Below are 16,529 nucleotides of genomic sequence, written 5' to 3'. Positions count from 1 at the left end.
GATGCGCAGAACATTCCAATAAGGGAGGACACTCGATGAGTGATATAAATGCGAAAGGGAATCCGCTTCTTCAGATCGATACAGGTTTTCGTTCTTACCTGAAAGCTTATACGCGGTCGTACCAAAGTCATATGGTGGACGGCAGTCTTGATTATGCCTTTGAGTCCGACTTTGCAGTCAGGCAGAAGATAATGAGTCTGGGGGGCAGCGCAAAGCTGTTCAAGGCGGTAAATACACAGGATATCGCGGCGGAAGCGAAGCATCTGTTCGTAAAGTGCGATCAGGTGGGTCCGCTGAAATATCCCGAGATATATGATAAAGTTAGAAAGTGTGCGGAGCGTCTTGAGCTTATCGTACCGATAGTATTCGTCCGTGAGGACATGGACAGACCGCTGGCGTATTCCATAGCCAGCGACCTGATAGAGCCGTGCATAGTGCTTACAAAGCAGCTGGTGGAGTTCTGCAGCGATGACGAACTCATGCTGCTGATGGGAAGCGAGTGCGGCAGGGTGCAGAACAATCACTGTACCTATAATATGGCATACACTTATCTTAAAACGAACAATGAAGTGTACAGACCTATAGAGCAGTTTTATACACAGACCATTGGCAGCCAGCTTTATTCGGCACTGGTGCAGTGGGTAAAGTATGCAGACGTTACAGCCAACCGCGCAGGCATAATATGCCTTGATAAGCCGGGTCAGTACCTGAATATCATGTGCGGACTGTACCGTAAGGGCTATGTGGATTTCTACGGACGTTCAGAGCCCGGTATAAATTTTGACGAGATGAATAAGCTGAGCGAGCAGATACACGGCAGCGCTTCAAGAAATCTCAGCATAGGCAAGAACCTTTCTGATGTGGAAAGATGCCTGCTGGCGAGCAACGAGTTCTTGTACTGCAAGACGCTCTATTCATGGCGCGAGGACGTTGTGGATATAGAGGGTCATGCTGAGAGCGGGCAGATCTGTGATGTGCGCACTAGCGTCATCGTCGGGAACGGAGGTCAGCTATGAGAGAGAATGAGAATCTTATGGCTTCCGACGAGAATATAGTCGCCGTAAGAGAACAGCTCAGCGAGATAATCGAAGACGATAAGATAGCTGAGATATTAGGCAGGGAATGTGTGGAGCACCTGAAAGAGTTCAGGGCTCTGGTAGATAAAAGGTGCGAAGAACCTTTCACATTGGTGATACTTGGTGATTTCAAGCGCGGCAAAAGCACGATAATCAATGCGCTGCTGGGCAAGAAACTGGCACCGATAAATGTTACTCCCGAGACCTATACAATTAATGAGATATCTTTCGGGCATACCCAGACCGTTGAAGCTATACTTGAGAACGGTCAGAGAGTGCCGCTGGTACTTGAAGATATCACCAGAGAAAATCTGGAGAAGAGAATGAAGCTCTTCCCCGCAAAGATAAGCTGTGTACAGATAAAGGACAATGCACCGATACTGAAAAGCATGAGGATAGTTGATACTCCCGGTCTTTCCGACCTGGAGAGCCTTGACAAGCAGGTGCAGGACTATATCGTCAATGCTGATGCTATTATGTACGCGGCAAGCTGTCTGTTGCCCTTTTCAGAGTCAGAGCAGCTGTTTCTGGCAACACACGTATCACCACAGAGATTCGGTATGCTGTATGTGCTGGTGAATATGATAGACGCGCTGAACACCATGGCAGATGTCAAGAAGATAATGCGCAGATTCAGGGGAATATCCGAGAGGATAGTGCCTAATGCGTTTGTGTATGGCATAAGCGGCGGTGATGAGCTGAAACGTAAGCTTGGGGAGGAAAGACCTGCCGACAAGGGCACGAGAGAGTTCTATGAGACCCAGTTCTTCCAGTTTGAGCTTTCGCTGAAAAGAGATATCATCATGCAGAAGGACGTTATACGTTCAAAGCGCGTGCTGACTATGCTTGACCGTATGCACGCCGAGATAAGTTCTCGTCTTCGCATGATAAGCGATATGGCTGATATGGATAAGCAGCTTCTTGAAGACAAGGCAAGGGAGTTCGAGGAGAAGTGCGACCAGCTGGCAGCCGAGCTTGAAAAAAGAAAGCCCGAACTGCACCTTTCAATACTTGAAATGCAGCAGGAAGCCGAAACATGGATGTACGAGTTTTTTGCAAAGCTGAGAACAAGTATACTGGAATGCAGGGCTAAGGACGAGATGGGCGAGGATATCTATTCCCCCGAGGATATAGAGAAGTACTTCTATTCGTTTTTGATGGAGAAGGTCAGCGAGGCTTACCGTACCTGTATTGAATGTCACAGGGACGCTATAACCGAGCTTACCGACAAGATGAGCCGCGAGCTTGCTCAGGCGCTGGGCATCGCCAATGTGGCAGAGGTCAGCAAAGCACCCTCTGTTGACAGGCTGATGAAGTCCGCCAACAAGAACGTTACCAGAAGCGTTATGGGCGTGAAGCTCTTCGGTACAAGCGAGAATTTCTCGCCTGCCGCCATGAGTACTTTCTCGCTGATAATGAAAAAGAAAAAGCAGACCGATATCATCGATATCGCACTGGAAAACTACGACGAGATAAGAATAAACATCGTCAAGGATATCAAGACTGTTTATCAGGATCTTGAAGTCAAGGCGATATCCAGACTGGAAAGCCTTTACCAGTATCAGGTGGAGCTAAGCAGGAATGCTATCGATCAGGCTAAGGAAATGATGGATAACGAGGATAAGAGCGAACTGCTTGAAACTCTCGCAGACGCATTGAAGCGACTGGAAGCACCCAAGCAGATACTTGATGCAAATCTGCCGGCATAAACTGCCAAGGAAGAATGTCTTTAGTCAGGCTTTTCCTGATAAGCCTGGGAATCCGCAAATATCAAGGAGCAAACTATCCACTGACAAAAAATTGAGCGTATGCAATCGTATGCATACGCTCTTTCTGTTTCTATAAAATTATTTCCGAGTCCGTGGTCGATGGGTGAAAGTCGGGATACCAAAGACGATATCTAATATTAGGCTACCTCAACATTATAAATCAAGCTCTGAAAAATATTTTTCTATCGCACCGCGTTCCGCATTCAAAGAACCCTGTATCATCAGGTCGGAACCCCCGCCTTTTCCGTGAAGTACCGAATTTATATCCTTAGCTATGGTACGAAGAGGCAGTTTTTCAGAAGCTATGATATATCCAAAACCGTCCTGTTCCTCAGAAAAAACAGCCGCCGCGCCGTCCGTCAGCTTTACAGCCCTGTTGGCTATCTCGCGCATGGTGTTTCTGCCGAGACCCTTTGTAAAAATGCAGAAGCTTTTTCTGCTGTCGTTTTTTAGTTCGCTGATTATTTCTTCGGCAGCACGCCTTTCGTTTTCGGTTATCTGTCTTTTAAGTGATATATTCTCATTCAGCAGTTTTTCAACCGCGTCCGCGGTCTTTTCGGGCTTTGCCGAAAGCAGATGAGATATCGCTGCATTGCTTTCCATTCTCTGTCTGATAAGGTCAAGTGCATCAAGACCGCAGAGAATATGCAGCCTTGTGCCGCCGCGATTGCTTTCAGAAGATATCACCTTTACGATGCCTATACCGCCTGTAGACGGCATATGGGGCGCACAGCAGGCACAGTTGTCAATGCCCTCTATCGTGACTATCCTGACATTCTCGGTCATTTCAAGCTTGCTTCGGTAACTTAGGGAGGCAAGTTCCTCGCTGTTGGGATAGCTTATATTTATGGGAACATTTTGTGCGATCGCTTCATTGGCTTTCTGTTCGCATTCGCAGATATACTCGGGGGAGATCACACCGTTCAGGTCAAGCAGAACTTCGTCCGAACCCATGTGGAATCCCACATTCTCGTAACCCAGCTTCTGGTGGATAAATCCCATCAGCAGATGTTCCCCCGAATGGTTCTGCATACGCCTTATGCGGATATTTTCGTTGATCTCGCCCCGCACTTCAGTACCGACCTCCAGCGCAGACTTGCAAAGATGTATGACCTCGCCGTTTTTTTCGTAAGTGTCTATCACCTTTACACCACCGAGAGTGCCCACATCGCCCGCCTGTCCGCCACCCTCGGGGAAAAATGCAGAGCGGTCAAGAGTTACTTCAAATCCGTTTTTTGTTTCTTTACAATCAGTTACAACAGCGCTGAAACTGAACAGCATTCCGTCATCGAAAAGTTTTTTTGTCATATAAGTGCCTCGCTATATCTATTAAGATTATCAGTCGATCGACCTTAAAATTATATCATTTTTGTATGTGGTTGTCAATTGGCAGAAAAAAGCGGAGAGTTTGAACCCTCCGCTTCAAGTATTACTGTTTCTTTTTCTTCAGAATAACTATCACGATACCTGCCACAGCAAGTACAGCAACAACGGTTATCACGATGAACAAAGCCTTTGCCGCAGAAGTCCAGTGTTCTTCACCGGGAACTGTTACGGTATAGCTGTAATTACCCTTGCGAAGTTCGGCATCTACCATTTCGGCGATGACTTTGTGTCCCTCTGCATTGGGGTGTATATCATAATCCGCCATGTTGGTCAGATCACCATTCTGACCCTCAAAACGGCTGCCCACATCTATAACGGTGTAGTGGTGCTTGCCGTCCTTTTCAGCGCCGTCCTTGACTATCGTGTTGAAAGTATCTATCTTGCCGTCGGCATAATCCACCAGCATTTTCCAGTCAGAGAAGTACTCCACGGGATTGTAGAGGGTCTGTATGTAGATCTCGCCGTCAGTGCGTTCGCGGAGTTTCTCCTCTATCAGAACGAGATTAGTTTCATAGCCTTTAAGGGCTTTATCTATCTCGTCACTCATGGAAGTCAGACTTGCCAAAGCGTCCTTGAAATTAATCCTGTCGAAGTCAAAATCGCCTGCGGATTTGTCCCAGCCAAGGTCTTCGGCGGCGGAGAAAATAATATGCAGTATGTCGTTTCCGCCGATGGATACTACTACCGCATCGCTGTCTTTCAGGTCAGCATCAATATCGCCGCTGTCCAGCAGGTCGATAAGATCCTGAGAGGTATCGCCTGATACCGCATCGTTTTTCATTACGAAATCGCAGCCTTCTTCTGCAAGTAAAGCCGAATAATCATTGCTGATGATATTTGCATATGAATCACAGTGATAGAGGTCTGACTTATCATAGCCCTCCAGACCGTATCCTGCGGCTATGGAATCTCCGAGAAATACCAGCTTTGGCGGTACTGGGATATTTTTCTCCTGTTCGACCATTTCATGGGTCTTCATACTGCATGAACACAGACCGAACACCGCAGTGCAAGCTGTTACAAAAGCTGTGATACGTTTCTTCATAGGACAGCACCTCCGTTATTTACCTTTGGTTATCGCCGTTCTTATTGCACGAAGTTCATCGGGCTTCAGCTCACGGTACTCACCGGGTTTCAGCATACCCAGCTTTATCGGGCCGATAGCGGTACGTTTCAGTCTTGCGACTTCTAGTCCCACTGCTTCGCACATTTTTCTTATCTGTCTGTTCCTTCCCTCGTGGATAGTCATTTGCAGAACGACTCTGCCGGGCTGTTTATCAAGAACTACAACGGAACATTCCGATGTCATTCTGCCGTCTATCTCAACGCCCGAAGCAAGCTTTACCAGCTGTTCATCATTGATATCGGGGCGCACGGTTACACGGTAGGTCTTGTTTACGTGCTTTGAGGGGTGCATGATATCGTTTGCAAAAGCGCCGTCATTTGTCAGCAGCAGGAGACCTTCGGAATTCTTATCAAGTCTGCCCACGGGGTAAACTCTCTCTGGCAGACCTTGCAGAAGGTCGGTAACGCACTTTCTGTCAAGTTCGTCATTCATTGTTGTAACGTAGCCGCGGGGCTTGTGAAGCATTATGTAGTATAAAGTGCGCTTTCTGGGCTGATCTATCTTGATGCCGTCCACAGCTATCAGATCTTTGCCCGGGAGTGCCTTGTCACCCAGCGCACATGGTCTGCCGTTGACAGTTACCTTGCCTGCGGCAATATATTCTTCTGCTTTTCTGCGGGAACAGAACCCGCTTTCTGCGATTATTTTCTGTATTCTTACTTTCTCCATATTGACCCTGCCTTTTCAGTATTCTTCGCCCGAAACTTCCTATCCGAGCGTTATTATTCCATTATCGATGATATAGCGCAGATTACTTCGGTTGAGCATCCAACTTTTATTTTTTGCACCATTTATGTAATCGACAGCCTGCTGTTTTTCCTCAGCCGAAAGCCTGTCATATAATTCCTGCGCCTTATTTTTTATGGCATCTTTGCCGAGTATATCCGCAATAAGATCAAAGTGCACATTGTACTCATAAAAATGCTCATCAAGAAGCTTCTTCGCAGCTTCCGTCCTGTCCTGTTCAAACATATCTGCCAGATAAACGGCTGTATTTTCAAAGCGTTCTTTCAGTTCGACAAATACCTTTTTAAGCTTATCCTCAATTGAGATATCAAACCAGCCGCTATCTTCGGGGGTGTACATCAAGGTCGCTGTTACGCTGTTTACGTTCAGCTTTTTATCATAGCTTTTATTCCACATACTGAATCCTGCATTGATCTCAACACGTTCATGTGAAGAATTCCATTTTGAGGAATAAAAGTCTATCTCAAAAACCAGATCACCAACTGTCTTTTTCAGACACCTCTGACTTTTTAGATATTTCCAGCCGATAGCTTCTGAAAGAGAAGTTATAAGTTTTTCTATGGCTTCATCAACAGCAAAGATGTATCCCATTTTCAGGTCTCCTTTTTAAAGCCGCATATCAGCTGAATATTACGCCCATATCTCCTCGTATCCCTGTATTTCCTGTACTGCTTCATCCGAAGCTCCCAGTGCTTTCAGCTCGTCAGGTGAAAGTCTGCCCTCACGTACCAATTTTTCTGTGATATCCGATGGCAGTTTTTTACCGTAGTAGTCCTCTGCCCACTGACAGAACTCTTTCGCATCGTCCGTGAGATAACCAATCAGCCAGCCTTTTCCGCCGTCTGAGTTCTCTGCGGGGTTTTCATTCCATGTATCTCCGCCGTCTGTCGTCCACAGGCAGAAAGTGGTCTCGTCCAGTTCGTCCTGTTCAAAAAGCCTTATCAGTACACTGGGCATACCCCTGAAAGTTTTCTCAAAGAAACCGAAGTTCGGTATAGCCGCGGCAAGCTGATTAAGTTCGCTTTCGTGGTCGAAGCCCTTTATAACGATGCTGCTGCCTTTTATATATATCCACATACGGTCTCCGCTGCCGTTATCGAATATATGCCAGATAAGGTCACCCTCGCGTCCTGCGGACATAAGTCTCAGCCAGTCCTCGGAGGTCAGTGCCATATCCAGTATCGTCAGCGCCCGAAGCCTGAGTTTCAGTTGTTCTGATGTAATATATTCCATATTTTATCCTTAAATTCCTTTATCCATGTTGATTTGTGCTGTTGACGGTGTTTACAGGATATGCCTCAATAAAGCAGAGCTCCGTATTCGGATTTGTCGATGATAGCATATGAAACAGTATGAACGCTGTAACAGTGAACAAAATAAGGATAGCGTATATTAATCTTTCGCCTTTCTGTAACGCTTCGGGTGAGGGCAATCCATGCCCTCATCTTCCGCACTTTTTACAGCCTTGTAAACTGTCTGATCTTTCTGAAAATTACAATTAAGACGCCATTACTCGTCTTGGGCGCACTGATGTTTTCCGCCGCTGTGATATCCCGCCTGCCTAACTCTCTGCCGTCAAGAAGATAAACTATCTCCCCGACCTTATCGCCATTATTTACGGGGGCATAGATGAAATCAGGCAGATATACCCTACTTTCGGTACGCGATGCACCATCACGGGTCATGGTTATCACCATCTCGGGAATACTGCATCTCACTTGTCTGCCGTCGGCTGTTGTAAGGCTGATATCAGGCTTTTTCGGGCTTAGTTTCACCTGTTCCACCTGCGAGAAACCGTAGTCGAACAGCGCCATATGGTCTTTCCAGTCATCGGGGTCATTAAGGGTGACGCATATCAGTTCACAGCCCTCATGCATACACGATGATACCAGACATCTACGTGCCTTGTCGGTGAAGCCTGTCTTTATCCCTGTAATGCCCTGATGCTTCAGCAGTTTGTTAGTGTTGGTGAGCCATCTTTCGTATGGTGGGTCGCCGAATTTAAGCTTCACCCGCTGAAGTCCGCAGATATCGCGGAGATCCTGATTTTTCATAGCCTCTGCGGCTAATACCGCCATATCTCTGGCAGTGGAATAGTGGTCGTCGGTGTAGTCGTCCAGACCTGAGGGCGTGACAAAATGGGTGTTTTCAAGCCCCATTTTTACTGCGCGGGCATTCATCATACCAACAAAGCTGTCAATACTTCCCGCCACACGGACTGCCGCCGCGTTAGCCGCATCATTTCCACTTGGCAGAAGCATACCGCAGGCAAGGTCGCGCAGGGATACTTCATCGCCCTCACGCAGTCCCATGGAACTGCCCTCGGTATTTACAGCACCGCTGTCCACCGTGAATTTTTCGTCAAGGCCCTCCTGTTCAAGAACTATCAGTGCTGACATTATCTTGGTGGTGCTTGCCATTGGCAGGCGTTCATCAGCGTTCTTTTCAAACAGAACTTCCCCCGTACTGCCGTTGTATACTATCGCCGCTTTTGCGGATATCTTCACCTGACTTTCAGCCTTTGCACCTATGGTACTAAGGGTGAATATCAAAAGCATCGCCAGCACCGCTGCGCCTGCACAGAATCTCAGCCTGTCATGCCTCATATCATCACTCTCCCGAAATATTCTCTCGGGAGTAGTATATCCGCGGTGCTACGAAAAATTATCGGTAAATTATTCCTCGAAATCAGCGTAATCGTCAGCTATCTCGTCAGCAGCTTTCTTTCCGCCTTTTTTGCCGTCGATGAAAGAGGTTATTTTGTCGATGACAGTGGGCACCATATCAACGATAGCATTGCCCTGAGGTGAATTTGAGGTTATCTGCAAAAGCTTTACATCGCCTTTGTATATTGCGATAAAAGCCACGGGAGTGATGGTAACTCCGCCGCCTGAACCGCCGCCGAAGGTATCCTTTGAAGACTTTGTAGGCAGATCAGAACCGCCGGAAGCAAAGCCTACGCTCACCTTGGATACAGGTATTATAGTAGTGCCGTCCCCTGTAACTATGGGCTTTCCGACGATTGCCTCGCCGTCAGCAAGTTCTTTTACCTTGGACATGGCAGTATTTACCAGTGCTTCTATCTTAGTGCTCTCGTTCATATTAAACAACCTTTCTTTATGCAGTTTCTTCCGTCACGGCAGAAACTGCCGCTCTTTTCTTCGCTTCTTTCTCTGCCTTTTTTCGCGCTCTGCGCTGTTTCAGCTTGTAAGGTATGAATATCTTAGCCGCACAGAACAGCAGGCAGAATGCAATGGCTATCATTGTCGATGGTCTTACCTTTATGGTCGCTTCGCCATCGGCACCCAGTTTTTTTACATTAAACAGGCATTTTACGTTTGCTTCTTTAACCCTCACCGTGAATATCATCGCCAGAAGATTAAGGGTATTGAAAAGCGCAGCCTGTAATTTTCCGTAAAACGTTGCGCTCTCCGCAGCGTCTTCCTTGCCTGATTCTATCTGTATCCTTACATCCTCGATGCGTATAGCTTTCATGAATTTTCTGCTGTACTTCCATGCAGGCGGGATATAAGGCTTTATGAATTCCCATTTCTTTTTCAGACCCTCAAGCTTGCCTGTTTTTTCTTCGTTCTCAGAGTCATCTTCTTTTTGGGGCTTATCTTCTTTTTTCTTTTTCTTTCTGCGGCGCTTTTTCTTTTTGCCGTCATCAGGAGTATTTTCGGGCTTATCATCGGACACTTCTTCCACAGAGGTTTCTTCTTCTGCCGATGTATCTTCGGTAGATTCTTCCGATAAAGTTTCCGCAGGCTTGTCCTCGGCTATGCTTTCGGCATGGGAGATATCTTCAAACTCCTCATCGGTCACGATCTCGGCGTCCTCAAATTCGGGGACTTCCTCAGCACTTTCTTCAAGTGCTTCATCGAGGATATCTTCCTCTTTCTTTTCTTCCTCAGAGGCTTTTTTGCGCCGCTTTTTCTTGGGCTTTTTAGGTTTCTTTTTGCGCGGATAAAGGGTTATCCAAAGATACTTCACTTTTATCTCAAATTTGCTGTTCGTTCCGCCGCGCACAAATACTATCACCGAAAAATGCAGCAGGATAACAATGACCGCTATTATTATCAGTAATATTTTTAAAATGATCGTTGTTGTCACCGCCTGTCTTTCTTTATTTATGGGTATTATTCTTCGTCCTCGGCAGCCTGTGCCGCTTCAATAACTTCATCTATCGTCACCTGACCGCTCTGTTCGGGCAGAGGCGGCAGATCTTTCAGGCTTGATAATTTGAATGCTCTGAGAAAATTCTCCGTGGTCGCATAGGCTATGGGGCGTCCCGGGAGATCAAGTCTTCCTGCTTCGCAAAGCAGACCTTTTTCCACAAGAGAATTCACCACGCCCGATGAATCAACACCGCGGACGCTTTCTACAAAAGCCTTTGTTACAGGCTGATTGTACGCTATTATGGTAAGCGCTTCCATAGCGGCGGGCGAAAGTGCGGAGTTTCGCTTTATCTCCAGCACAGATTTTATATGCGGCGCATATTCCTGCTTTGTCGCCAGCTGAAAAGCGCTGTCAAGCCGCAGAAGTTCAATGCCGCTGTTATCTGCGTACTTTGTCTCTAAAATAGCTACAGCTTCTTCAAGTGAGGTTATATCCGTGCTGAGGGCTTCACACAGACGTTTGCTCTCCACGGCTTCCCCCGAAGCGAAAAGCACGGCTTCTAATGTGTTTGAAAGTTCTTGTATATCCATATGTCTTTCCTTGTTATTTTTTCAGCCGACCATTCAGCCAGCCGTAAGCGCCCCAGTAGTATCTGAAACCGTACAGATTCTCCCTGAGATGGGTGCTTTCTGCTGATACCGTTTCGTCATTCGGAATGTCCGAAGTATCCGCAGTGATCTCTGTATTTTCGGTACTTTCCTGCGGTGCGGTGTTTTTTTCTGCGGCGGGAGTATCCTCGCTGACAGGCTTTGCCAGATTTACGAGCGGCGCCGTTTCTTCGGGCTTCTCTGTATTTTCGGTACTTTCCTGCGACGCAGTGGTTTCTTCTGCGGCAGGAGTATCCTCACTGACAGGTTTTGCCAGATTTACGATCACCGTTGTTTCCGCAGGTGCCTCTGTATTCTCTTCAGCCATATCGGGCGGCATATCTTTTCTGCCTTGCTCCACTATTTTTTGCAGTTCGGGAGAAAGCTCGATTTTCAGCACGGGCAGAGCACTGCGCTGTCTGCTTTCGCTTTTGTAGACCGTCCTCTCGGGTGGCTCGTACATTCTATTATAGGGCAGGGGAGTGCCGTCATCTTCGCGGGAATTGTACCCATAGGGGCTTATATCTGAAAAATGTGCTTTTTCGGAGTTTTCTTCTTCGGATAATTCACGTTCCTTATTTTCGGGAATATCGTTATGTTCGGATGTTTCACTATCAAAAGCCGTTTCGGAATCGTATGCATTCTCAGCGCCGTTCTCTGCGACTATCTCGGCTTCATCAAAAGCAGATTCGATCTTACGCTTCTTTGAAGCTGAATTCATGTACACACGGGTGTTGTCGTCGTTCAGGAATATCCTGCCCGACCTTGTAAGTTCAAGCACTGCCAGAAATACCGCTACACGCTCGCTTTTGTCTGCACAGCCGTCATACATACTGTCCAGAAAACATTCGCCGCGGGTTATCAGCATTTTCAGCACATGGATTATCTTGGAAGTCACGGATACTATTTTCCGTGAAAGTATAGGCTTGAACATCTCCGCTTTCAGCGGTTTGCTGTGACGGGCTTTCTCACTCATGCCCATGTATGCCGCAAGCAGTTCCTGCGGGTCTTTTTCTCCTGTAAAGACCTTTTTCACAGGCAGTTTCACAGGCTCACGTACAAAGATATCGCCGCCCGCGTACTGCTCTTTCAGGCGTGCTGCCGCCATCTTGCAGAGGGAGTACTCTATCAGGCTGCCCTGCAATTCCTTTTTAAGCTCCTCGCCCTCGTCGTCCTTGGGCAGAAGGGAAGCTGTCTTTATATATATGAGCCTTGCAGCCATTTCAAGAAAATCAGCTGCGTCCTCGTAGTCCTCTTCTTCAAGACCTGCCATATACTCCAGATACTGTTCCAGCAGCACCGCAATCTCGATATCGTAGATGTTCAGCTTGTGCTTGTTGATAAGGTGGAGCAGCAGGTCGAGAGGACCCTCGAACATATCCAGCTTGAACCTCGCTGTTGACATCGTCTATCCCCGCCTTAACTGAATATCATCGTCACCAGAGGATCGATGAAGAATGTTATCTTGTTCAGCAGCCAGAATATACCTGATTCCATCCAGAATACAGGACCGTTCAGCAGGTCGCTGAATGTCAGCAGACCGATAACTATCAGGGATATATAGAACTGATAGTTGGCTATCTTAGCGTTTATCCTGTCCGGCAGGAAGTATGAGAATATCTTCTGACCGTCAAGAGGTGCAACGGGTATAAGGTTGAACACTGCAAGACCGATGTTTATAAATACAAAAGCCTCGCATATCACTAAAAGCCAGTACAGCGCCAAATTGTTGTTGGCTTCGGCTAGGAGCTTTGCATAATAATCTACATACCCGGTGTTTTGAACAAAAAACTTATATAACAATTCTTTAGCGTTGAAATTCAGATTGTCTACTCTAATGGTGTTGCTATTGTAAACTATCGATCCAAGCAGGAATTTAAATCCTATCGTTCCTAACAGCGCCATGATAAGGTTTGATAAAGGACCTGCAGCAGCCGTTATCGCCATGCCTGCCCTCATGGATATCTTCCTGTTGAATCTTGCGGGATTCACCTGTACGGGCTTGCCCCAGCCGAAACCGCAGAGCAGTATACCTATGGAGCCTATGGGGTCAAGGTGGGCTATGGGGTTCAGGGTGAGCCTTTTCTGATAGGCAGGTGTATCATCTCCGAGTTTTGTTGCAGCCCATGCGTGGGCAAATTCATGTACGGGTATACACATCATAAGTATCAGAATACGTGAGCCGTATCTCAATAGATCGTCTATGGTCATTTTCTTTCCTCATTTCATTGTTATTTCTGCCGTATTCAGCATTGGCAGAATTTGTCTGTTGATACACAAATACATTATATATTATACTACATCTACAAGAATATTTCAAGTGCAAAGGGACTGTTTTTGTCATTTTTCATCAAATCGGCAGTTTTTTAAATTTTTTGTGAAAAGGGCTTGCAATTTTTTGTGATATGTGTTATAATACTCTAGTATCATGTGATTGGATTTAAGCTGTCGGCTTAGATCGGTCAGCTTAAATTTCGTGCAAAGGAGGTGCGCACCGATATGGCAAAATGTGAAGTTTGCGGAAAGGGTGTTACTTTCGGTATAAAGGTATCTCACTCTCACAGAAGAACCAACAGAACCTGGAAGCCCAATGTAAAGAGAGTTAAGGCTGTTGTTAACGGCACTCCCACACACGTTTACGTTTGCTCCAGATGTCTGCGCTCGGGCAAGGTTGAAAGAGCATAATTTCAGCTTATGCTTGCAAACAATGGTAAACAGTACGCTTGCGTTTTGTACGCAGGCGTATTTTTTTGTGCTTTTTTCGCGGTAAGGTTATTACAGTGGTATACCACATTGGTCGGTTTCATACGAAATTATACAGTCGTATGGTTTGGTATACGGTGGTATTATTTCGTATGCAGCCGTATCTCTTGGTAGCGTTGTGATGGTTTTTCTTTATTGATATCGAGGGTGATTATAGTTGGTATAGATTGGTATAGTCGTGGGTCGTCAGTTTGTGAGTTAGTCGCCCCTCGTACCTCGGGTCGAGCCGTCAAAGAACAGCGACTGCGTCGGCTGTGGCTGCGCTGTTTGACGGCGGGCGCAGCAATAAATTTACGCAGATAGAAAGAGCGTGGACGGTTTGATTGTCCACGCTCTGATGTTTTGTTATTGCTGCGCCTTTTGGGTCGGGAGATAGTCTGCTATTGTTATGATAGCTGCAACGTCGCCTTTGCACCTTGACCGAGAGGCTCTGCCTCTAACCATCAGCTTTGCTGATGGTGTGCTCTCCGCAAGCCTTTCGCGAAAGGCTTGACCCAAAGCTCTTCTCCTTGGCATTCTATCCTAAGAACTGCGAAGTTATCTTCCTGTCAACAATTATGAATTACATCGGTATTCCTGTGCGGCGCTTGCCGATTTCGGGCGGTGTGAATAATTCGGCACGGCTGTCGCTGTCGAACTGTGCTTCTACGCTTTGTTCAAAACCCTGTTCGGTCTTTGTTATCATGTCATAGTAGATTATCGCATTTGAGATATCTATTATCTCCTCGGCATAGCTTGCGTAGGACTGTATATAATCATCGTCCACAATACCGTCATTTATGCGGGATTCACAGGTGTCGGCACAGTAGTCCTCATCGGTGGAAACTTTGAACAGCCCGTGTTTTGTTGCATCGTAGATCGGGTTGGGGGTATCCTTGTATACCTGATTGCAGGAGGCGTGTGTCATAACGTTCCTATAGTCTTCAAGGTCGAAATACATCGCCTTCTGGCTGTCGTAGTATATCGTATCGGTCACGAAATTGCCGTTGGGGAATATCACCACGTTCTCTTCGTCATCTGGTATGGAGAATATATCGTGGCCAAGTGCGTACTTGTTATCAAATCCCAGCATATTACCGAGGGTAGGCTGGATATCGTACATACCCATCACCTGACTGATCTCCTTGGGTTTGCATTCGCCGCCCTTTGACCATATAATGAACGGTGTGTTGCGGTTGATGTTGTAGTAGAAGTCGTCAACAGGGATATATCCTGCATCTTCCTCGGTGAGGACTGTCTCGTTAAATGGGTCGTAGTTGAGATAGTACTCATATTCGGTAGCCTTTACCTTGGCATCGTGATCGCCGTAAAGCACTACTATCGAGTTTTCCAGCAAGCCTTCCTTGTCCATGTCGGCGAGGAACTGCCCAAGGGCTTCATCGGCGTAATGTACCGATTTGAAGTAGGAACCAAGCTTTGTACCTTCCAGGAAAGGTGCGGAAACATCTTCATAAAGTCCCGTTTCGCCGTTGTACATCTTGTATCTGAATGTAATATCATAATCGCTGATACGTTCGATATCTGTAAAGGGAGTGTGGTTCGTCAGCATTATGAAACAGCCGTACCAGTTTTTGTGCTCGGCATCTATCTCCATGACCTTCGGCACTGCCTGCCTGAAAAAGCTCTTATCCGAAAGACCCAGACCGATAGTTTCATCTATAACAAAATCATCGGTATAGTTGTAGAACTTGTCATATCCCAGTGAACTGTGAAGATTCAGTCTGTTCCAGTAAGAGCCGTTGTTGCCGTGCATACTGAAAGTGTAGTAGCCCATATTTTTCAGCATCTTCTGGGTGGTGGCGTAATCCCTGTCCCAGTAGTTTATAGCTACTGTACCGCTTGATGCTGGCATAAGCGATGATGAGAACGTGAACTCTGAATCCGAGCTGGTACCTACGCTTTCCTGTGCATAGAAGTTCTTGAAGTAAAGACCCTCTCTTGCCAGCTTGTTCAGGTTCGGAGTGAGCTCCTCACCGTTTATGTAGGTATCCATACAGAACTGCTGTATGCTCTCTGCGTGTATGACTATCACGTTCTTGCCCTTGAAGATACCTGTATAATCGTTCTTTGCGGCAGATGCGGCAACCTCGGAGTTCTCGTCTTTCTCGTCGTAGAATTCATCGAAGGCTTCCTTTTTCTCAGCATAGCCGAATACCATATTTATACGGGAATATGCGCTGGATATCGCATCGCTTGTCTGGTATACGTACATACCGAAAGTACCCAGTACGTACTCTCTGTTCCACTGTTTGCGGAGTCTCGAATAATCGGTGCCTGTGAGTGTAGCGGCGAATATGCCGAGGATGACCAGTCCGCATACAGCGGTGAATCCGAAGCTTCTGCTGCGCTTTCGTTTCTGCTTTGTCTGGGAGTCGTACTCACGTGTCTTTTTCTTGCAGAAGTGGTATACCACCGCAAGGGCAGGTATCGCCCACAGATATATCAGGTCTTTGGCTTCCATGATGTTCTTGAAAACGGCATCCATAACGCCGGGAAGCTGTGAACCTGTTGAAAGCAGTGAGAATGACAGGAATGACTTGAAATTCGAGTAATATATCGAATTGCCGGCCACGAATATCAGGTTTATGACATTCATCGTCATAAGATATCTGAAACGCCCTTTCAGCGTCTTGAAACAAAACGAGAATGAGCCCATCAGCAGCATGGCTGCGATATCTGCCAGCAATGGTTTTACCTGATTGTAGGCAAATTTGACAGTGAACACTCTCAGCAAAAATGCATTGATCACCGAAATGGCAACGAATGAAAGCAGAAGAGGGTTATCCTTGCAAAAGTTCTTCAGCTTACTGCCGATTTTCTTAATAAATTTCATTATCTGATTCTCCTTGATCTACCGTTGATAAACAAAATAAATAGTTTTCATTTATGCCGTATT

16 protein-coding genes are annotated in these 16,529 nt (G+C 46.5%); 3 read left to right on the top strand and 13 right to left on the bottom strand.

Annotated features, from left to right (window positions below; genetic code table 11):
* Nucleotides 1-35 precede the first annotated feature (35 nt).
* Both N773_RS0110310 and N773_RS0110305 read left to right on the top strand, forming a co-directional pair.
* On the top strand, nt 36-1,016 hold the full coding sequence (locus N773_RS0110310) for a M48 family metalloprotease (protein WP_024857715.1): 981 nt from the start codon (nt 36-38) through the stop codon (nt 1,014-1,016).
* Nucleotides 1,013-2,785, top strand: a complete 1,773-nt coding sequence (locus tag N773_RS0110305; RefSeq protein WP_024857714.1) for a dynamin family protein — start codon at nt 1,013-1,015, stop codon at nt 2,783-2,785. The genes N773_RS0110310 and N773_RS0110305 overlap by 4 nt, the downstream gene beginning before the upstream one ends.
* 213 nt (nt 2,786-2,998) lie before the next feature.
* On the opposite strand, the gene N773_RS0110300 is transcribed toward N773_RS0110305, so the two are convergent.
* The 11 genes from N773_RS0110300 to N773_RS0110250 form a co-directional block, all read right to left on the bottom strand.
* Nucleotides 2,999-4,153, bottom strand: a complete 1,155-nt coding sequence (locus tag N773_RS0110300) for a serine-tRNA(Ala) deacylase AlaX (RefSeq protein WP_024857713.1) — start codon at nt 4,151-4,153, stop codon at nt 2,999-3,001.
* Between the two features lie 121 nt (nt 4,154-4,274).
* Nucleotides 4,275-5,276 carry an SGNH/GDSL hydrolase family protein gene (locus N773_RS0110295; protein WP_024857712.1) on the bottom strand — a complete coding sequence of 334 codons (1,002 nt, stop codon included), beginning with the start codon at nt 5,274-5,276 and terminating at the stop codon, nt 4,275-4,277.
* A gap of 15 nt (nt 5,277-5,291) precedes the next feature.
* A complete protein-coding gene (locus N773_RS0110290; protein WP_024857711.1) occupies nt 5,292-6,026 on the bottom strand; it encodes a pseudouridine synthase in 735 nt (244 codons plus the stop codon).
* 39 nt (nt 6,027-6,065) lie between these two features.
* Nucleotides 6,066-6,695 carry a hypothetical protein gene (locus N773_RS0110285; RefSeq protein WP_024857710.1) on the bottom strand — a complete coding sequence of 210 codons (630 nt, stop codon included), beginning with the start codon at nt 6,693-6,695 and terminating at the stop codon, nt 6,066-6,068.
* Nucleotides 6,696-6,734: 39 nt separating this feature from the next.
* Nucleotides 6,735-7,337: a hypothetical protein gene (locus N773_RS0110280; RefSeq protein WP_024857709.1), complete on the bottom strand. Its 603-nt coding sequence runs from the start codon at nt 7,335-7,337 to the stop codon at nt 6,735-6,737.
* Nucleotides 7,338-7,561: 224 nt separating this feature from the next.
* Nucleotides 7,562-8,710: a D-alanyl-D-alanine carboxypeptidase family protein gene (locus N773_RS0110275; RefSeq protein ID WP_024857708.1), complete on the bottom strand. Its 1,149-nt coding sequence runs from the start codon at nt 8,708-8,710 to the stop codon at nt 7,562-7,564.
* A gap of 69 nt (nt 8,711-8,779) precedes the next feature.
* Nucleotides 8,780-9,205, bottom strand: coding sequence for a GerW family sporulation protein (locus N773_RS0110270; RefSeq protein WP_024857707.1), 426 nt, complete (start codon nt 9,203-9,205; stop codon nt 8,780-8,782).
* Between the two features lie 16 nt (nt 9,206-9,221).
* The gene (locus N773_RS0110265; RefSeq protein WP_024857706.1) at nt 9,222-10,217 is read right to left on the bottom strand and encodes a hypothetical protein; all 996 of its coding nucleotides are present in this window, start codon (nt 10,215-10,217) and stop codon (nt 9,222-9,224) included.
* 26 nt (nt 10,218-10,243) lie between these two features.
* Nucleotides 10,244-10,813 (bottom strand): SMC-Scp complex subunit ScpB, encoded by a 570-nt coding sequence (gene scpB, locus N773_RS0110260; protein WP_024857705.1) that lies wholly within the window; start codon nt 10,811-10,813, stop codon nt 10,244-10,246.
* A 13-nt stretch (nt 10,814-10,826) separates the two neighbouring features.
* Nucleotides 10,827-12,275 carry a segregation/condensation protein A gene (locus N773_RS21855; RefSeq protein WP_024857704.1) on the bottom strand — a complete coding sequence of 483 codons (1,449 nt, stop codon included), beginning with the start codon at nt 12,273-12,275 and terminating at the stop codon, nt 10,827-10,829.
* 14 nt (nt 12,276-12,289) lie between these two features.
* A complete protein-coding gene (locus tag N773_RS0110250; protein WP_024857703.1) occupies nt 12,290-13,081 on the bottom strand; it encodes a site-2 protease family protein in 792 nt (263 codons plus the stop codon).
* A gap of 288 nt (nt 13,082-13,369) precedes the next feature.
* On the opposite strand from N773_RS0110250, the gene rpmB reads away from it, so the two are divergent.
* Complete coding sequence (gene rpmB / locus N773_RS0110245; protein ID WP_013499373.1) at nt 13,370-13,555, top strand: 50S ribosomal protein L28; 186 nt, start codon at nt 13,370-13,372, stop codon at nt 13,553-13,555.
* Nucleotides 13,556-13,978: 423 nt separating this feature from the next.
* Here rpmB and N773_RS22245 read toward each other — a convergent pair whose 3' ends face one another.
* Together N773_RS22245 and N773_RS0110235 are read right to left on the bottom strand one after the other, a co-directional pair.
* Nucleotides 13,979-14,131 carry a hypothetical protein gene (locus tag N773_RS22245; protein WP_155250880.1) on the bottom strand — a complete coding sequence of 51 codons (153 nt, stop codon included), beginning with the start codon at nt 14,129-14,131 and terminating at the stop codon, nt 13,979-13,981.
* A 64-nt stretch (nt 14,132-14,195) separates the two neighbouring features.
* Nucleotides 14,196-16,466 (bottom strand): LTA synthase family protein, encoded by a 2,271-nt coding sequence (locus tag N773_RS0110235; protein WP_242840377.1) that lies wholly within the window; start codon nt 16,464-16,466, stop codon nt 14,196-14,198.
* Between the last annotated feature and the right edge of the window lie 63 nt (nt 16,467-16,529).

Source organism: Ruminococcus albus AD2013 (genome assembly GCF_000526775.1).
Lineage (GTDB): Bacteria > Bacillota > Clostridia > Oscillospirales > Ruminococcaceae > Hominimerdicola > Hominimerdicola alba_A.
Note: the sequence above shows the minus strand (reverse complement) of the source record. Positions and strands in the feature narration are given on the sequence as shown.